At 73.5% G+C, this 17,843-nt stretch carries 18 protein-coding genes; 7 read left to right on the top strand and 11 right to left on the bottom strand.

Going from position 1 to position 17,843, the window contains the following annotated elements:
• Position 1: 1 nt before the first annotated feature.
• From OIE75_RS16920 to OIE75_RS16905, 4 genes are all read right to left on the bottom strand, one after another.
• Positions 2-883, bottom strand: coding sequence for an aminoglycoside phosphotransferase family protein (locus OIE75_RS16920; protein WP_307013324.1), 882 nt, complete (start codon positions 881-883; stop codon positions 2-4).
• Between the two features lie 77 nt (positions 884-960).
• Positions 961-2,463 (bottom strand): MFS transporter, encoded by a 1,503-nt coding sequence (locus OIE75_RS16915; protein ID WP_307013321.1) that lies wholly within the window; start codon positions 2,461-2,463, stop codon positions 961-963.
• A 63-nt stretch (positions 2,464-2,526) separates the two neighbouring features.
• On the bottom strand, positions 2,527-3,507 hold the full coding sequence (locus tag OIE75_RS16910; protein WP_329471384.1) for a zinc-binding dehydrogenase: 981 nt from the start codon (positions 3,505-3,507) through the stop codon (positions 2,527-2,529).
• 69 nt (positions 3,508-3,576) lie between these two features.
• Positions 3,577-4,743, bottom strand: coding sequence for an NAD(P)-binding protein (locus OIE75_RS16905; protein ID WP_329471383.1), 1,167 nt, complete (start codon positions 4,741-4,743; stop codon positions 3,577-3,579).
• Between the two features lie 153 nt (positions 4,744-4,896).
• Here OIE75_RS16905 and OIE75_RS16900 point away from each other — a divergent pair, with 153 nt between their 5' ends.
• Entirely contained in the window at positions 4,897-5,586 is a 690-nt protein-coding gene (locus OIE75_RS16900) for a pentapeptide repeat-containing protein (RefSeq protein ID WP_307013315.1), read from the top strand.
• 39 nt (positions 5,587-5,625) lie between these two features.
• Here the strand turns inward: OIE75_RS16900 and OIE75_RS16895 are convergent, their stop codons facing one another.
• Positions 5,626-6,126, bottom strand: a complete 501-nt coding sequence (locus OIE75_RS16895; protein ID WP_307017978.1) for a hypothetical protein — start codon at positions 6,124-6,126, stop codon at positions 5,626-5,628.
• A 40-nt stretch (positions 6,127-6,166) separates the two neighbouring features.
• On the opposite strand from OIE75_RS16895, the gene OIE75_RS16890 reads away from it, so the two are divergent.
• The gene (locus tag OIE75_RS16890) at positions 6,167-7,129 is read left to right on the top strand and encodes a GNAT family N-acetyltransferase (RefSeq protein WP_329471382.1); all 963 of its coding nucleotides are present in this window, start codon (positions 6,167-6,169) and stop codon (positions 7,127-7,129) included.
• Between the two features lie 21 nt (positions 7,130-7,150).
• Here the strand turns inward: OIE75_RS16890 and OIE75_RS16885 are convergent, their stop codons facing one another.
• Positions 7,151-8,554 carry a M1 family metallopeptidase gene (locus OIE75_RS16885; RefSeq protein WP_329471381.1) on the bottom strand — a complete coding sequence of 468 codons (1,404 nt, stop codon included), beginning with the start codon at positions 8,552-8,554 and terminating at the stop codon, positions 7,151-7,153.
• A gap of 92 nt (positions 8,555-8,646) precedes the next feature.
• A complete protein-coding gene (locus OIE75_RS16880; RefSeq protein WP_329471380.1) occupies positions 8,647-9,213 on the bottom strand; it encodes a GlcG/HbpS family heme-binding protein in 567 nt (188 codons plus the stop codon).
• 246 nt (positions 9,214-9,459) lie between these two features.
• Here OIE75_RS16880 and OIE75_RS16875 point away from each other — a divergent pair, with 246 nt between their 5' ends.
• Together OIE75_RS16875 and OIE75_RS16870 are read left to right on the top strand one after the other, a co-directional pair.
• On the top strand, positions 9,460-10,686 hold the full coding sequence (locus OIE75_RS16875) for a sensor histidine kinase (protein ID WP_329471379.1): 1,227 nt from the start codon (positions 9,460-9,462) through the stop codon (positions 10,684-10,686).
• Positions 10,683-11,348, top strand: a complete 666-nt coding sequence (locus OIE75_RS16870; protein WP_329471378.1) for a response regulator transcription factor — start codon at positions 10,683-10,685, stop codon at positions 11,346-11,348. Before OIE75_RS16875 ends, OIE75_RS16870 begins: the two co-directional genes overlap by 4 nt.
• 91 nt (positions 11,349-11,439) lie before the next feature.
• Here the strand turns inward: OIE75_RS16870 and OIE75_RS16865 are convergent, their stop codons facing one another.
• Complete coding sequence (locus tag OIE75_RS16865) at positions 11,440-12,015, bottom strand: TerD family protein (protein WP_055417542.1); 576 nt, start codon at positions 12,013-12,015, stop codon at positions 11,440-11,442.
• Between the two features lie 158 nt (positions 12,016-12,173).
• Between OIE75_RS16865 and arfB the strand changes: the two genes are divergently transcribed.
• Positions 12,174-12,611 (top strand): alternative ribosome rescue aminoacyl-tRNA hydrolase ArfB, encoded by a 438-nt coding sequence (gene arfB / locus OIE75_RS16860; RefSeq protein WP_329471377.1) that lies wholly within the window; start codon positions 12,174-12,176, stop codon positions 12,609-12,611.
• 94 nt (positions 12,612-12,705) lie between these two features.
• Here the strand turns inward: arfB and OIE75_RS16855 are convergent, their stop codons facing one another.
• Together OIE75_RS16855 and OIE75_RS16850 are read right to left on the bottom strand one after the other, a co-directional pair.
• Complete coding sequence (locus tag OIE75_RS16855; RefSeq protein WP_329471376.1) at positions 12,706-13,176, bottom strand: GNAT family N-acetyltransferase; 471 nt, start codon at positions 13,174-13,176, stop codon at positions 12,706-12,708.
• A gap of 48 nt (positions 13,177-13,224) precedes the next feature.
• Entirely contained in the window at positions 13,225-13,824 is a 600-nt protein-coding gene (locus OIE75_RS16850; protein ID WP_373462974.1) for a flavin reductase family protein, read from the bottom strand.
• A 313-nt stretch (positions 13,825-14,137) separates the two neighbouring features.
• Between OIE75_RS16850 and cdgB the strand changes: the two genes are divergently transcribed.
• Positions 14,138-15,802 (top strand): diguanylate cyclase CdgB, encoded by a 1,665-nt coding sequence (cdgB, locus tag OIE75_RS16845; RefSeq protein WP_329471375.1) that lies wholly within the window; start codon positions 14,138-14,140, stop codon positions 15,800-15,802.
• A gap of 117 nt (positions 15,803-15,919) precedes the next feature.
• A complete protein-coding gene (locus OIE75_RS16840) occupies positions 15,920-16,876 on the top strand; it encodes a CBM35 domain-containing protein (protein WP_329471374.1) in 957 nt (318 codons plus the stop codon).
• 16 nt (positions 16,877-16,892) lie between these two features.
• Here OIE75_RS16840 and OIE75_RS16835 read toward each other — a convergent pair whose 3' ends face one another.
• Complete coding sequence (locus OIE75_RS16835; protein WP_329471373.1) at positions 16,893-17,825, bottom strand: 1-phosphofructokinase family hexose kinase; 933 nt, start codon at positions 17,823-17,825, stop codon at positions 16,893-16,895.
• Positions 17,826-17,843: the final 18 nt, after the last annotated feature.

Below are 17,843 nucleotides of genomic sequence, written 5' to 3'. Positions count from 1 at the left end.
CTCACAGGTCCCGCAGCAACCGCCCGATCTCCAGCTGTTCGGCCTCCAGCGGGTCGCCGTCCTCGACGTTCCACAGGGAGTTCTGGAGGACGCGGGCGAGGGACCAGGCGCGAGCCCGTTGCCGGTCGAGGCCGAGGACGTCGGTCATCGCGTCGAAGCGCCACCGGGTCTCGGCCGGGTCGTAGCGGTTGTCCAGGGCGGGCAGCAGGTCGAACCCGGGGTCACCGGCCAGCGGCTTGGGGTCGATGGCCAGCCAGGGGGCGCGTGCGGAGGCGAGGACGTTCTCGAAGTGCAGGTCCCAGTGGAGCAGCCGGTCGCCGGGCTCGCCGGCGACCTCGCGCAGGGCGGCGGCACAGTCGGCGACCAGCCTCCGGTCCGCCGGGTCCGGGATGGCGCCCAGGGTCCCGGGCGTCCGCTCCAGCATGGCCCGCGCGATGTCACCGAGACCGCGCACGCCGGGCGGAGCGGGGGCCGCGGTGAGGTGGGCGAGGAGCCGGGCGATGACGAGCACGGCCGCGCGGGAGTCCTCGACGTGGCTGAGCATGCGGCCCGAGTCCAGCCGCTCCAGGAGCATGGTGCCGGTGGCCGGGTCGTGGTCGAGCAGCCGGACCGCTCCGTCCCCGTCCCAGGCCCGCAGCGCGAGGGGCTCGCCCTCGGTCTCCTCGTCGAGGATCTGGAGCTTCAGCACGGCCGGGACGCCGTCGCGGCGCACGACCGGCAGTACCAGCGCGGCCCAGCCGTGCATCGAGGGCCCGTCCAGCCGCAGCTCCCACCGCCGCAGGAACGAGGCGGCCAGCTCCGGCAGTCCGTCGATGAAGGCACGCCCCGCCTCTCCGTTGTACTTCGCCTGCGCGGCCGCGAGTCCGTCCGGAACGTCGATCACGGGCGACGACGCTACCTGGGCGCGGTGTCGCGGTCACGTGGATATCGGGGCCTCGGCGGGGGAGGGAGGACTTCCTCTCAGGCCACCGGCTCCGGCACCGGGTCGTCGGCCGGGGCGTCGTGCTTCGGCGCCTTGGCCGTCACCATCAGGCCCGCGGCCAGTGCGGCCAGCAGCATGATGCCGGCGGCCACCCAGATGGCGACCGTGTAGCCGTGGACGATGCCCTCCCGGACGACCTGTGCCCGCCGCGTCGGGTCGGTGAGGTGGGAGGCGATGTAGGACGCGCTGGTGCCGGTCGCGATGGTGTTGAGCAGCGCGGTGCCGATCGAGCCGCCGATCTGCTGCGAGGTGTTGACGGTCGCCGAGGTCACGCCGGAGTCCCGCGGGGCGACCCCGGCGGTGGCGGTGGAGAAGACCGGCATGAAGGTCAGGCCCATGCCGAGCCCCATCAGGATCAGCGCGGGCAGGATCTCGGACGCGTAGGCGGAGTCCACGGTCATCTGCGTCAGGATCACCATGCCGCCGGAGGCGAGGAGCATGCCCGGCACCATCAGCATGCGCGGGCCCACGCGCGGCAGCAGCCGGGCGGAGATCTGGGTGGAGCCCGTAAGGATCGAGGCGGTCATCGGCAGGAAGGCCAGGCCGGTCATCAGGGGGGAGTAGGCGAGGACGACCTGGAGGTAGTAGGTCATGAAGAGGAACATCCCGAACATGCCGATGACGGCCAGCATCATCGTCACCATGCAGCCGGCCCGGTTGCGGTCGCGGATGATGTGCAGGGGCAGCAGCGGCATCGGAGCGCGGGTCTGCCACCACACGAAGGCGGTCAGGAGTACGACGGCCAGGGCGAACAGGGCCAGCACCAGCGGGTCGCTCCAGCCCCGGGGCTGCGCCTCGCCGAAGCCGTAGACGAGGGCGACCAGGCCGCCGCAGCCGAGGAGCACGCCGGGGACGTCGAGGCGGGCGTCGCCGTGGCCGGGACGGTCGTGCAGCAGGGTGTAGGCGCCGATGACGGCGGCGACGGCGAAGGGGATGTTGACGTACAGGCACCAGCGCCAGTTCAGGTACTCCGTGAGCACGCCGCCGACGATGAACCCCGCGGCGGCGCCGCTCGCGGCCAGCGTGCCGTAGATGCCGAAGGCCTTCGCCCGTTCCCGCGGGTCGCTGAACGTGGTGCTCAGCAGGGAGAGCGCGGACGGCGCGAGCAGGGCGGCGAACACGCCCTGGAGGGCGCGGGCGCCGAAGAGCATCGCCGGGGTGGTCGCGGCACCGCCGAACGCCGAGGCGGCGGCGAATCCGATCAGCCCGACGACGAAGGTCCGTTTCCGTCCCACCAGGTCGGCGACCCGGCCGCCGAGCAGCAGCAGGCCGCCGAAGGCGAGGGTGTAGGCGGTGATCACCCACTGGCGGTTGCCGTCGGACATGCCCAGGTCGCGCTGCGCGGACGGCAGCGCGATGTTCACGATGGTCGCGTCCAGGACGACCATCAGCTGGGCCAGGGCGATCACCACCAGCCCCCACCAGCGGCGGGGGTCGGCATCCGTGGGCGCGGCCGGCTCACCTGACCAGGTGCCACTCATCTGGCCAGAAGACCATGGATCGGGGCATATCGCATGCTTTCCGTGTCCGGTCGTGACGGTGGGTCACGGGACCAGGACCACCTTGCCGGTCGTGCCGCGGTTCTCCAGCGCACGGTGCGCGGCGGCGGCAGCGGCGAGCGGGAAGCGGTGCACCGCCGGGACGAGGCGGCCCGCGGCGGCCTCGCCGAGCGCGCGCAGTTCGAGGGTGCGGAGGGGATCGGCGCCGCCGGCCCGCTCCAGCATCACCGGGCCGAGCACCTGCTGGGAGACGCCGTCGACCAGGTACGGCGTGCCGTCGCGCGGCCCCGAGGCCGACCAGCCGAAGACCACGTGCCGGCCGCCCGGCCCGAGCAGCGCGACGGCCTCGCGGGCCACGTCGCCGCCGACACCGTCGAGGACGACCGTCGCCGGGCGACCGCCGAGGTGGGCGCGGACCTTCTCCGGCCACCTCGGGTCCTGGTAGTCGACGGCGAGGTCGGCGCCGTTCGCGGCGACCCGGGCGGTCTTCCCGGGGCCTCCGGCGAGTCCGATCACGGTGGCGCCGGCGTTCTTCGCGTACTGCGTCAGCAGGGTGCCGATGCCCCCGGCGGCGGCCGGGATCACGGCCACGGTGCCGGGGCCGAGGTCGGCGAACTGGACGATCCCCATCGCCGTACGGCCCGTGCCGATCATGGCGACGGCCTCGGCGAAGTCCAGGTTCTCCGGGATCTCGTGCAGGCGCGCGAGGTCGGCGACGGCGAGTTCGGCGTAGCCCCCGGGAGCGAAGCCGAGGTGGACGACGACGCGCCTGCCGAGCCGGTCCGCCGGGACGCCCTCCCCGACGGACTCGACGACGCCCGCGACCTCGCGGCCGGGGACGGTGGGCAGTTCGGCCGGTGCGGGCAAAGGCCCCTGGGCGCCCTCGCGCAGGGCGGTGTCCAGGAGGTGGACGCCCGCCGCGCGGACGGCGATCCGGACCTGGCCCGGGCCGGGCCGCGGATCCTCGACCTCCTCCAGGACGAGGTTCTCCGCCGGACCGAAGGCGTGCAGACGGATGGCGTGCATGAGGGTCCCCCAACGGAAGAGTGGTCCGTACGGGCCTGTGCCGGCCGGTACGGACTCCACTCAACGACCTCAAGCATGCTTGAGGTCAAGTTCCCTGCGGCCCCGGCCGAGGGCGAGGGAGACCGCGGTGAGCGCGCTGTTGAAGGAGACCTCGGAAAGCAGACCCGGTGCGGCCACCTGGTCCCCGGCGAGATACACCCCGTCGCCCCGGTCGACGGCGGGCCGGTCCCGCCACGTGGTGCCGGGCGGGTCGACGGCGCCGGTACGGCCGTTCGCGACCGCCTCGCGCCGCCAGGTGACCCGCTCGCGCCAGCCGGGCATCCCGAGATCCAGCAGCTCCTCGGCACGGGCGGTCCCGTCGGCCTTCGACTCCCGCGGTGCGACGGGGATCTGCCCCTGGATCAGCTGCTCGCCCGCCGGGGCCAGGGTGCGGTCCTGCGCGGTGAACCGCTCGATCCAGCCCGGCGCGTCCAGGTCGGAGACCGCGAACGCGTCACCGCGCCGGGTCCGCAGGGCCAGGTCGACGAGGACGGTGCGCCCGCTCGGCCAGGTCAGTGCGGGGTCGCCCAGCAGCCGGCGGGCCGCGTCCAGCGAGGTGGCGACGACGACCGGGGCGTCGGTGGGGAGGGCGTCGACACGGGAGAGCGTCTCGACCCGGACGCCGAGGTTCCAGGCCAGGGCGGCCATCCGGTCGACGACCCCGGCCCAGCCGCCGCGCGGGTAGTGCGCCTCGGGCGGCAGCTTGGCGGCCCGGCGCAGCCGCTCCTGCACGAAGGCCGCCGACAGCGACCCGGGATCGTGGTGGAACAGCGCGACGGCGCAGTAGTGGGCGGCGGCCCGCGCCCCCTCCTCGCCCGCGACACCGGTCGCCCAGGTCAGGAAGTCGGTGTCGACGGGCGCCGGACCCAGGCCCCGGCGCAGCAGCTTGAGCATGGCGAAGGGCGGGGTGCGGCGCAGCACGCCCTTGTGCCGCAGCCGCAGCCGGGCCGCCTCCAGCGGCGGGAGGGGAGCGAGCGGACCGATCAGGTCGCGCTGCCGCAGCCACGACCAGTGCGGGCCGCCGTTGTAGAGGGCGTGCGGGCCTTCGTTGGTCCGGTAGGGGCCCTCGGCGGTCCGGGCGCGGCCGCCGAGCGTGTGGTGGGCCTCGTGGACGGTGACCTTGGCGCCCGCCTCGGCGGCGGTGATGGCCGCGGTCAGTCCGGCGAGGCCGCCGCCGACGACGGTGATGCGATGCATGGCTCGGGGTCTCCCTCGGGTCGGGGTCGCCTGGTGCGTGACCTGTCTGCCCCTACGACGCCCGAGGGGGTGCCGAATGTGACATCGCGCCCGGAGCGGAGGCGTTCGCGCAGGCCGGCGCCGGTTGTCAGTGGCGGGGTGCAGCATGGGGTCATGGCGAGGAGAGCGGCGGACGGACGGGGTACGACGGTGCGGGCGGCGCGGCGCCCGGAGCTGCGGCTGCCACCGCTGGCGCCGTTCGAGGACGGGGGACTGGAGCCGGACGGGGACTACGACGCGCTGGACTTCGCGGAGACGGACCTCACCGGGCAGGACGGCGCGGGCGCCCGCTTCATGGACTGCGCGCTGACGGGGTGCGCGCTGGACGAGGCGTCGCTGCCCCGGGCCCGGCTGCTCGACTCGGTCCTCACCGGCGTCCGCGGCGTGGGCACGAACCTGGCGGAGGCCACCCTGCGCGACGTCGAGCTGCGCGACGCCCGCCTCGGCGGCACCCAGCTGCACGGTGCCGTACTGGAACGGGTCCTGATCCGCGGCGGCAAGATCGACTACCTGAACCTGCGCCGGTCCCGGCTCAAGGACGTCGTCTTCGAGAGCTGCGTCCTGGTCGAACCGGACTTCGGCGGCGCCCGCCTGGAGCGCGTCGAGTTCGTGGACTGCGCCCTGAAGGAGGCGGACCTCAGCGCGGCCACCCTCGTCGACGTCGACCTGCGCGGCGCCGCCCCGCTGGAGCTGGCCCGGGGCGTGGACCGGCTGTCGGGCGCCGTGATCAGCCCGGCCCAGCTGCTCGACCTGGCACCGGTACTGGCGGCGGAGCTGGGGGTGCGGGTGCTGGCGGACGGATAGCGCCGGGCCGGGGCGTCAGGGCAGGCGCGCAGGGGGGCGTCAGGTCAGGCGCGGGAAGCGGGCCTGGAGGGTCCAGATCGCCGGGTTGTCCGCCAGGTCCTCGTGCATGTCGGTCAGATCGGCGACCAGGTCGTGCAGGAAGTCCCGGGCCTCCCGGCGCAGTTCGGCGTGGGAGAAGGACAGCGGGGGTTCGTCCGCCGGCATCCACTCCGCCTCGATGTCGACCCAGCCGAAGCGGCGCTGGAAGAGCAGGCGGTCCGTGGACTCGGTGAAGTCCAGCTCCGCCCGCTGCGGCCGGGCCGCCCGGGAGCCCGCCGGGTCCCGGTCCACGCGCTCCACGATGTCGCACAGCGCCCAGGCGAAGTCCAGCACCGGCACCCATCCCCAGGCTGTGGACAGCTCCCGGTCGGCCTTGGTGTCGGCGAGATAGACGTCCCCGCAGAACAGGTCGTGCCGCAGCGCGCGGACGTCCGCGCGCCGGTAGTCCGTCTGCGGCGGGTCCGGGAAGCGGTTGGAGAGGGCGTAGCCGATGTCGAGCACGCAGCCGATGGTGTCACGCCCGACCGGATAGGTTGCCCACGTGATCATCACCCCCTTGCGGCCCGGCCCCGACCACGACATCCCCGGGCCCCTCCTCACCGAGCTGACCGCCCTCTACGCCGCCCACCGCGACTTCCACGCGCTCAGCGGCGACTTCCCCGACCCGGAGGACATCCGTCCGGAGCAGGTGGCGGCGGCGCTGGCCGACGAGCTGGCGCGACCGGGCGCCGAGGTGCTCCTCGCCAGGGACGCGGGCCGGCTGACGGGCGTCGCGATCACACTCGCCCGGCATCCCGACCCGGCCGACCCGGACCCCTGGATCGGGCTGCTGATGGTGGACGCCGAGCTGCGGCGCCGGGGCCACGGCAGGCGGCTCGCGACGCTCGTCGAGGAACGGCTCCGGGCCACCGGCCGCACCGCCGTACGGCTCGCCGTGCTCGACGCCGACACCGAGGCCCTCGCCTTCTGGACCGCCCTCGGCTACACGGCCGTCGACCACCGCCCCGACCTGGAGCGCGGCCGTCCCTGCACGGTGCTGCGCAAGGAGTTCGACAGCGGCGTGCCCCGCACCCCGCGCCGCGCCGCCCGGGTCGCCGTGCTCGACCCCGAGGGCGCGGTGTTCCTCCTGCGCTACGACAACATCGAGGTCGGCGTGCACTGGGCGATGCCCGGCGGCGGACTGGACGCGGACGAGAGCCCCCGCGAGGGCGCCCTGCGCGAGGTGCGCGAGGAGACCGGCTGGCACGACCTGGAGCCCGGCCCGCTGCTCTGCACCTGGGAACACGACTTCACCCACCTGAGCGTCGGCCCCGTCCGCCAGCACGAGCACATCTACGTCACCCACGCCCCGCGCCGCGAACCCACCGGCCCCCACCTCGCCGCCGCACACGCCGCGGACGGCATCCTCGAATGGCGCTGGTGGAGCCGCGCCGAACTGGCCGAGGCCCCCGAACCGCTCTGGCCCCCGGACCTGGCCCTGCTGCTCGACGCCTTCGAGGGGTGAGACCGCGGGGACGGCGGTGCCTCACGGGCGGTCCGGCCGGCCGTCCCCGTAGAGCCAGTCGTCCCAGATCTCCGTGAAGTCCTCGTCCGGCGCCGACTTCTCCACGTAGGCCGTGAAGTCCTCGGTGTCCGCGTTGCCGTGGCGGTGCGCGGTGGCCCAGCCCCGCAGCAGGGCCAGGAAGGCGTCGTCGCCGACCTTCTGGCGGATCTTGTGCAGGACCATCGCGCCGCGCTGGTAGACGGGGCTCGCGGAGATCTGCTCGGCGTCGGGCGGGTCGGCGGGCGGGAACGCCCAGATCGAGTCGCCCTCGTCCTCCTCGTCGTAGTACGTCCCGTCGTAGAGCGCGTCGAAGGTCTGCTGGGCGGTGTCGCCGCCCTCGTCCTCCTCCCACAGCCACTCGGCGTACGTGGCGAAGCCCTCGCTGAGCCACATGTCCCGCCAGGTCTTCGGGCTGACCGAGTTCCCGTACCACTGGTGGGCGAGTTCGTGGACGAGGAGGGCCGGGCCGGGGGCGCCGGGGAAGTAGGGCCGGTTCTGGGTCTCCAGCGCGTATCCGGCGTCCTCGACGCGGTCGACGATCGCGCCGGTGGAGGAGAAGGGGTACGGGCCGAAGTTCTCCTCGCCCCACTCCACGACCTCGGGAATCCGCGCCAGCACCTTGCGGCTCGCGTCGGACTGCTGCGGGTCGACGGCCGTGTACACCGGCAGACCGGTGTCGGTGGTGGAGCGGTCGGTCTCCCACTCGCCGACGGCGACCGTGGCCACGTGGCTCGACATCGGCTCGGCCGTGTGCCAGGTGAACGTCGTACGGCCGCCACGGGTCCGCTCGTCCCGCAGCTCCCCGTTGGAGACCACGCCGAAGCCCTCCGGAACGGTCACGGCGAGGTCGTACGTCGCCTTGTCCGAGGGGTGGTGGCTGCCGGGGAACCACGCCATCGAGCCGACCGGCTGGCCGAGCGCCACCGCGCCGTCGGCGGTGGGCAGCCAGCCCTCCTCGGAGTCGTCGGGATCGGTCACCGTCCGAGGTTCGCCGGAGTAGCGGACGCTCACCCGGAACGTCTCCCCTTCGCGCAGCTCGTCCGCCGGGCGGACGGTCAGCTCCTGCCCGGCCCGGTTGAAGCGCGCCTCCCGGCCCTCGACCGTGACCGCCTCGACGTCCAGGCCCTTGAGGTCGAGGTCGAAGGCCGACAGGTCCCGGGTGGCACGGGCGGTGATCGTCGCGGTGCCGGCGAGGTGCTCGTCGTCGGGCTCGTAGGCCAGCTTCAGGTCGTAGTGGCCGACGTCGTAGCCGCCGTTGCCCGCCTTCGGGAAGTACGGATCGCGCACGCCCGAGCCACCGGGACCGCCGTCCACGGCCCCGCCACCGCTGCACGCCGCGAGGACGGTGACGGTGGCGGCGGCTATGAGGGGACGGGAGATGCGCACGTCGTGATCCTATGCGGCGTTTCACGTGAAACGCCCGTTGGGACCGGGTGTCGGGGCCCTGTGGCCAGCCCCGCTGCCTCCTCGGGCAGCCCCTAGTTCAGCGCCTCGGCGCCCGCCCGCGCGAACTTCTCGTCCAGGGTGCCGGACGGAGCGCCCGCGACACCGATCCCGGCGATCGGCGCCTTGCCGGCGGTGACCGGAACGCCGCCGCCCAGGAACAGGGTGCCCGGGATGTCCTTCAGGTTCGGGGCGTTCTCGAGGCGGCCCTCCAGCTCGCTGGTCGGGGCGTTCCAGGAGACCGCGGTGAACGCCTTCTTCTCGGCCGACTCGTAGGACTGCGGGCCGGCGCCGTCACCGCGCATGGTGAGGATCGTGTTGCCGTTGCGGTCGACGACCGCCACCGTGATCCGCTGACCCTCCTTCTTCGCCGCCTTCAGCGCGGCCTGCCCCGCCTCGGTGGCGGCGTCGATCGTCAGGTGCGTGGAGGTCGTGGTGGAGCGCTGCCCGGCCGAGGCGGGGGCGGCGGACACGGCTGAGTCGCGGCCGCTCTCCGGAGCGGAGGCGTTCGCGGCCACCGTGCCGAAGGTGCCGGCGGCGACGGCGGCGAGCACGGCGCCTCCGGTGACGATGCGGGCGCGTCGGGAGAGGGTCTTCTTCATGGCGGTCTGCTCCTCGGGATCGGGCCGGATCGGGCGCTGTGCTGCGTCCGCTCTCCACCCTCCGTCCCGCCGCCCCGGTGCCCGGTCGCCGTTCCGGCTGCTCCCGGACGACGGAACGGGCGAGGCCGGGGTCGTCCGATCGGTTGACCCGGACACCCCCCGCACAGGGCACCATGGGTGTGTTCGGGCAGCTCAGCGCCCTCCTGCGGCACGTTGGGGGACACGAACCGGAAAGGAGGCGGGCGGATGCCGAAGCCGTACGACCCCGACACCCGGTGGCTCGGCGCCGTCATGCACGCGGCGTTCTTCCTGCTGCTCGGCGGCGCCCTCGCCCGCTTCCTGCTGCGCCACCCGGGCGAGCCCCGCACCCCGTGGATCCTCGCCCTCTCCCTCGCGCTGGCCCTGCTGCACCTGCTCGGGCCGGTCCTCAGCGGGGCCGGGGAGCGGCCCACGGGGCGGCGCGTGGCCTGGCTGGGCCTGGTGGTCGTGGTGTGGATGGTGCTGGTCGTCCTCGCGCCCAGCTTCTCCTGGTGCGCGGTACCCCTCTTCTACACCGGCCTGCGCACCCTGCCGCCCCGGGCCGCGCTCGTGCTGGTCGGCGTCCTGACGGTGTTCGTGGTCGCCGCGCAGCTCCGGCTCGCCGGGCGCTTCGACCCGAACCTGCTGCTGGCCCCGCCCGCCGTCGCCGCCGTCGCCGCCGCCGTGTTCCTGCACACCGAACGGCAGACCGCCCGGCAGCGCGCCCTGATCGACGACCTGATCCGCACCCGCCGCGAACTCGCCGCCTCCGAACGCCGCGAGGGCACCCTGGCCGAACGCCAGCGGCTGTCCATGGAGATCCACGACAGCCTCGCGCAGGGCCTGTCCAGCCAGCGGATGCTGCTCCAGGCGGCCGAGCGGGTCTGGGAGTCCGACCCGGACAAGGCCCGCGCCCACGTCCGGGGCGCCGCCTCCGTCGCCGAGCACAACCTCGCCGAGGCCCGCCGCTTCGTCCACGACCTCGCCCCGGCCGACCTCGCCCGGGGCGGCGGCCTCGAGGCGGCGCTGCGCGCACTGGCCGCGCGGGAGTCCGGCGACGACCTCACCGTGCGCGTCCACGTCGACGACGGCGCCCGCGTCCCGCCGCTGCCCGACCGCGTCCAGTCGGCCCTGCTGCGCATCGCGCAGGGCGCCCTGGCCAACGTCCGGGAGCACGCGGGCGCGTCCACCGCCGCGCTCAGCCTCACCCTCCTCGACGACCAGGTCGTGCTGGACGTCACCGACGACGGCCACGGCTTCGACCCGGCCGCCCTGCCCGACGCCCCCGCCGGAGTGCGGGGCCACGGACTGCCGGCGATGCGCGCCCGGCTGCGCCAGCTCGGTGGCACCCTGACCGTCGAGTCCGCCCCCGGCGAGGGCACCGCCCTGTCCGCCGCCGTCCCCCTGGACCCGCCCCGCACCGACCCGGCCGACGCCCAGGAGGCACCCCGATGACCGACCCGGCAGCCGGCGCTCCCGGCCCCGTGCGCATCCTGGTCTGCGACGACCACGTCGTCGTACGGGCCGGGCTGCTCGCCCTGCTCGACAGCGCCCCCGGCATCGAGGTGGTCGGCGAGGCCGGCACCGGCGAGGAGGCGCTCGCGCTCGCCGGGCGGCTGGCGCCGGACGTGGTGCTGATGGACCTCCAGCTCGGCGAGGGCATCGACGGTGTGGAGACCACCCGCCGCCTCACCGCCCCTACGACCGGCTCCGGCGGCCGCACACCGCACGTACTCGTCCTGACCACGTACGACACCGACGCCGACATCACCCGCGCCATCGAGGCCGGCGCCACCGGCTACCTGCTGAAGGCGGAGCGCCCCGAGGAACTGTTCGCCGCGATCCACGCCGCCGCCCAGGGCCGTACGGCGCTGTCGGGGCCGGTCGCCAGCCGGGTCATGGCCAACATGCGGCGCCCGAGGCCCTCCCTCACCGACCGCGAGCGCGACATCCTGGCGCAGCTCGCCACCGGTCTCGGCAACCGGGAGATCGCTCGCGCCCTGTTCATCAGCGAGGCCACGGTCAAGACCCATCTGCGCCGGATCTACGACAAACTCGGCGTCGACACCCGCGCGGGCGCGGTCGCCGTGGCCAAGGAGCAGCGCCTGCTGCCGTGACACCGACGCCGGAACAGGCCGACCGGACACGCCGAAGGCCCCCGGCCGGACGTCCGGGGGCCTTCGTACGGAACTGCTCGGCGGGCGAACGTCAGACGTTCACGCCGAAGTCCTGGGCGATGCCGACCAGGCCCGAGGCGTAGCCCTGGCCGACGGCGCGGAACTTCCACTCGGCGCCGTTGCGGTACAGCTCGCCGAAGACCATGGCGGTCTCGGTGGCGGCGTCCTCGGACAGGTCGTAGCGGGCGATCTCGGCGCCGCCGGCCTGGTTGAGGATGCGGATGTAGGCGTTGCGCACCTGGCCGAAGTTCTGCGAGCGGTTCTCCGCGTCGTAGATCGAGACCGGGAAGACGATCTTCTCGATGTCGGCCGGCAGACCCGCCAGGTTGACGTTGATCGCCTCGTCGTCGCCGGCGCCCTCGCCGGTGCGGTTGTCACCGGTGTGGACGATGGTGTTGTCCGGCGTCTGCTTGTTGTTGAAGAAGACGAAGTGACCGTCGGAGTAGACCTTGCCCTGCGTGTTGACCGCGATCGCGGACGCGTCGAGGTCGAAGTCGGTGCCGGTGGTGGTACGGACGTCCCAGCCGAGGCCCACGGTGACTTCGGTCAGGCCCGGAGCCTCCTTGGTGAGCGAGACGTTGCCACCCTTGGACAGGCTTACAGCCATTGTTGGGAGTCCCTTCCCTCGTTTACGTACGGCAAGAAAGCTACAGCTACCCCCATGAACGTCGAGGGGGGTACGTAAGGTTCCAGCTCTCTTTACTTTCTTTACCGAGTCCGGGACCGAGGATATTCGGGTGACGTGACCCGTTCGGTGGCGGGAACATGGACGGCATGTCCGGTCCCCATGTCATCCGCGGTTCCGTCTCCCTTCCCGAGGCCGAGCTGGTCTGGCGCTTCTCGCGTTCCTCGGGGCCGGGCGGCCAGCACGTCAACACCACCGACACGGCGGTCGAGCTGCGTTTCGACCTGGCGCGGACCGAGGCCCTGCCCGAGGTGTGGAAGCGGCGGGCGCTGGAACGGCTGGCCGGGCGCCTGACCGACGGCGTCGTCAGCGTCCGCGCCTCCGAGCACCGCTCCCAGTGGCGCAACCGCGAGAGCGCCGCGGTGCGCCTGACGGCGCTGCTCGCCGAGGCCACCGCGCCCCCGCCGAAGCAGCGTCGCCCCACCCGCATCCCGCGCGGCATCAACGAACGCCGCCTGCGGGAGAAGAAGCAGCGCGCCCAGACCAAGCGAGGGCGCTCCGCGCGGGGCTGGGAGTGACCGACGCGGGGGTTCCCGTTGTGGCTGTCCACGGGTTCGTCGTGGCTGGGCGCGCGGTTCCCCGCGCCCCTTTCGGGGCGTGTTCCGCGGTGTTTCAGCCCAGCTCCAGCACGCCCACCGTCTCGCCCTCGCTCGTCTCCCCGTCGGGGCGGAAGCCCAGGCCCAGGTAGAAGCCCTCGGGGCCGTTCGGGCCCGGATGCCACGTCACGAAGCACTCCTTGCCGCCGCGACGGCGGATCTCCTCCACCACCGACTCCACGGCGAAGCGGCCGTAGCCTCGGCCCTGTTCACCGGCCGCGATGTTCAGCCGCCACAGGCCCGAGCGCAGGACGCTGCCGTCCTCGTACCAGTCGATGTCGAGGAAGGCCATCAGGAAGCCGACCGGACGGTCGCCGTCCACGATCAGCCGGGGCCAGGCGACGCCGTGATGCACGTACGCCTCGGCGAGGGACTTCACCACCGGGTCCACGGCGAACTCCTGCTCCGGGCGCACCCGGATGCCGGTGGCGGCCTCGAAGTTCGCGGAAGTGATCGTCTCCAGGCGGAGACCGGCGTGCGTCGTCATGCGCGCACCCTAGGCAGGCGGCGCGAGGACGGGCGAGCGCATTACGGCTCAGCCCAACTGCCGGTACCGGCCCCGGAAGTACGTCAGCGGCCCCCCGTCCGCGCTCGGCAGGGCGGCGGTCAGCACCCGGCCGATGACCAGCACGTGGTCCCCGGCCGGCACCCGCTGCTCGGTGCGGCACTCCAGGGTGGCCAGGGCGCCCCCGGCAAGCGGCGCCCCGGTCGCCCCGCCCCGCACGTAGGGGATGTCGGCGAAGAGGAGGCGGTCGCTGATCCGGCCCTTCATCGCGAAGCGGCCGGCGATGTGCCGCTGGCTCTCGGAGAGCACGGAGACCGCCCACAGGGGCTGCTCGTCGAGCAGGTCGTCCATGCGGGAGCCCGTCCGCAGGCTGACCAGGACCAGCGGCGGATCCAGGGAGACCGACATGAACGCCGTGGCCGTCATCCCGACGTCCTCACCGCCCGGCGCCAGCGGGTCGTCGGCGTCGAGCGGCGGCTCCTGGGCGGTCACCAGGACCACGCCCGAGGCCAGCCGGGACATGGCGGCGCGGAATTCCTCGTTGCTCACCCCCTCAGCATGCCCGGCGGCGGGCGACGGCAGCGGGAGCGCGGGGGACGCATGGGACGTGAGGGAGGGAGTATTCGGCACACCATCACGCTAATCTCCGGACTCTCGGCCGGACATCGGACCCCGGTCCGAACCGGGACCTAGGACCACGGACGGAGACGTGCGCATAGCCACAAAATTTGCGTTCAGTAAACGCACAGGGAAAACGCAGAAACTCCACTCAATTGTTCATCTTCCGCTGTGACTTGAGTCACAAGGGGCGGTAATTGTTGACCCTGTGTACCGAGTGGGGAGCGCGCTGTGATTCAGTGGCGGTGAACCTGCAAGGGCACCATCAGTAAGGGCGCCGGAGAGATCCCTTGATTCGCTGCGAGGTCTCGGGGGGAGGGCGAGCATGGAGACCGAGTCGGAGCCCTATGTCCGCCTTGCGTCCCTGCGGCAACTGCACCAGGCCATGGCCGACATGAACAAGGCCCGCAGCCTGGCCGACACCCTGCAGGCCGTCGCCGACGGCGTCGTCCAGGCCCTGGGGTACGAGCTGGCCTGCGTCAACCTGGTCCGCCCCGACGGCGATCTCGTCGTCGCCGCGTTCGCCGGCAACCCGGCCGCCGAGGCGCTCATCACCGGCCGCTCGGGCTCCCGCGACTCCTGGGACCGGCGCCTGAACATGGGCGAGCAGTGGGGCGACCTGATCTTCATACCGCACACCGAGGGCTGGATCCTCGACGACGACGACGTCCCGCAGTGGTACACCGACGGACCCGCGCCCCGCTTCGAGGACGAGTGGCACCCCTCGGACCGCCTCTTCGCGCCGATGTACGCGCCCGGCCCGCAGGGCGCCGGCAACAGCGGCGAGCTGATCGGCGTCCTGTCCGTGGACCGGCCGCGCAACGGCCGCCGCCCCGGCGCCTGGGGCCGCGAGGCTTTGCAGATGTACGCCTTCCAGGCCGCCATCGCCATCAGCAACGCCCGGCTCCGCTCCAACATGCAGCGCGCCCTGGTCCGCCTGGAGCGCGACCAGCAGGCGCTCAGGGCCAGCGAGGAAAGCTTCCGCCAGGCCTTCGAGTACGCCCCCTCCGGCATGGCCATCGCCGAGATGGGCGGCGACCAGCACGGCCGGATCCTGCGCACCAACGACGCGCTCTGCCGCCTCCTCGGCCGCCCCGCCTCCGCGATGCGCCGCTACGCCTTCTCCGACCTCGTCCACCCCGAGGACATCGGCACCCTGCTGCGCACCTCCGCCGAGGGCGGCCGGGCCGAGCTGCGCCTGGGCCGCCGCGACGGCACCTACGTCTGGGTCTCGCTGCGCAACAGCGTCGTCGCCGACGCCGCCGACGGGCCCCGCTTCCTGCTCACCCACGTCGAGGACATAGAGGAACGCAAGCGCCGCGAGCTCCAGCTCGCCCACCGCGCCTCGCACGACTCGCTCACCGGGCTGCCCAACTCCGCCGAACTGCGCTCCCGCCTGGCCGCCCGGCTCTGCCAGCGCCCGCAGTCCTCGCACGCGGCGATCGCCGACGCGATGGACGCCGCCTACGGGCATCCCGCCGTCTTCGACTCCGGCGGCCACACCTTCGACTTCAGCGCGCCCGCCGAGCCGTACGGGGCCTATGACCACCATGTGCACGCGGTCGCCCCCGAGGACGGCCGGGACGACGGCACCAAGGGCCTCGCGGTCCTCTTCTGCGACCTGGACGGCTTCAAGTCGATCAACGACCGGTTCGGGCACAACGCGGGTGACGCCGTGCTCATCGAGGTCGCCCGCCGGCTCGGCGGCGGCGTCCGCGACGGCGACACGGTGGCCCGGCTCGGCGGCGACGAGTTCGTGATCCTCGCCAACGGTCTCGGCCGCGCCGACGCCCAGGACCTCGCCGTACGCCTGCGCAACGAGATCATCCAGCCGATCCGGGCCGAGGGCCGGGCCGTCCGCGTGGGCGCCAGTTTCGGCATCGGATGGGCACACTGCGGCATGACGGCGGACGAGGTGTTGAAGTCAGCTGACGAACGGATGTACGTCGAGAAACGATCTCGTCCCAAACAGCACCGCCGAGCCGGATGATCACCAGGTCAGCGCGCTGATGCGGTCTGAGTCACCCGTTTGGGTCAGCTCGAGCGGGTAGGCTCGCCATCTCACACCTGTACCGCAACGCACCGCATCTGGTTAGGAGACCAAGGGATGACGCCCGGCAACAACGGCGCGAGCACGCCCGAGGACGACGACCCCTTCGGCTATCTCTACGCCGACGGGCAGGCCAACGGGGCCCAGCCGCCGTCCGGTGGCTACGGCTACCCGAACTCCGTCAACCGGGTGCGTCCCGTCGGTACACGGCAGTACGGGGCGCCACAGCACCAGGGCGTCCAGACCGCCGCCCACGGCCAGGCCGCCCCGCCGCAGCAGGGCGCCTACGGGCAGCCGAACGCGCATTACGCCGCGCCGGAGACGTTCCCCGGCGGGGGTGGCGGTTCTCACACCGGCTCCCAGCAGTCCGGGCACGGCGGGGGCGGCGGACGCCGCGGCCCCAACACCAAGGGCCTGCTGATCGGCGCGGTCGCCGTGGTCGCCGCCGTGGTGATCGGCATCGCCGTCGCCATGACGAGCAGCGGCTCGGACGACGACAAGGGCGGCGACGAGGCGGGCGGCGACCCCACCGCCGGCCAGTCCCAGACCACCGAGCCGAGCGCGTCCGCGAGCGACGGGGCGGAGGAGGAGGTCGAGCTTCCCGGGGTCGACGCGAAGACCCTGCGCCTGTCACCCGGGGTGACCACCGCCTCGGACGTCAAGGGCGCGGAGGCCGACGGCGGTGTCTACGTCACGGGCTTCAACCAGGTCGGCGCCAAGGTCACCTGGACCGTCAACGGCATCGAGAAGGCCGGCAGCTACCGCCTGAACGTGCGCTATGGCATCCCCGGGGTGGACGCCGACGCCACTCTGGTGATCAACGGGAAGGCCAGCTCGCGCCCGCTGAACATGAAGAACTTCGGCGGCACGCCTCAGGGCGACTGGGAAAAGGGCTGGCAGACCACCTGGGCCAACGTGAACCTCACCAAGGGCACCAACACGATTGAGCTCGCGTGCAACGAGGGCAACAAGTGCGACGTGGCCTTCGACCAGTTCTCGCTCTCGACCGACTAGCCGCCCCCTCGGGGGATCACGCCGCGCCCGCCTCCGCCGTCACCGCGACCCCCCGCCCGATCAGCTCCTCGTACGCCGCCCGGTCGAACTCGCCGGCCACCGGGGCGAGGACCGTCGCTGCGGACAGGGCGACCGCGCGGGCCAGCCGGTCCGGCCAGGGCAGGTGCTCGACCAGGCCGGAGAGCAGGCCCGCGACCGCCGAGTCGCCCGCGCCGGTCGGGTTGCCGTGCGCGTGGGCGGGCGGCGCGGCCCGCCAGCGGCCCTCCGGGGTCACCGCGAGCAGCCCCTCGGCGCCCAGCGAGGCGATCACCGAGCGGGCGCCGCGGCGCCGGGCCGCCTGGGTGGCCCGCAGCGGCTCGTGCGAGCCGGTCAGCTCGGCCAGTTCGTCGGCGTTCGGCTTGATCAGGTCCGGCCGGGCGGCGACGCCCCGCCGCAGCGGCTCCCCGCTGGTGTCGAGCAGCACCGGCACGCCCGCCGCGCGCGCGGACCGCACCAGACCGGCGTAGGCGCCCACCGGGACGCCCGGCGGCAGGCTGCCGCACAGCGCCACCGCGGAGGCGCCGGCGAGCAGTTCCTCGTACGTGTCCTGGAAGGCGTTCCACTCGGCGGGTGCGACGGCCGGGCCCGGTTCGTTGAGCTGGGTGGTGTCGCCGGTGCGTTCGTCGACGACGGCGATGGTGCGCCGGGTGGCCCCGGCGACCGGCACCAGCGCGTCGGCCACCCCGCGCACGCCGGCCAGCCCGTCGCGTACGACGCCGCCGGTGGTGCCGCCCGCGAAACCGGTGACCGTCACCTCGTGCCCGAGGGCCGCCAGCACCCGGGCCACGTTCAGCCCCTTGCCGCCGGCCCGCTCCGTCACGTCGGTGACCCGGTGGGACGCGTGCGGCCGCAGGGACCGGACCCGGTAGGTGATGTCGAGAGCGGTGTTGAGCGTGACGGTGAGGATCACCGGTACCGACCTCCCCCG

The organism is Streptomyces sp. NBC_01723 (assembly GCF_036246005.1).
GTDB lineage: Bacteria > Actinomycetota > Actinomycetes > Streptomycetales > Streptomycetaceae > Streptomyces.
This window is presented reverse-complemented; position numbering and strand designations above follow the sequence as displayed.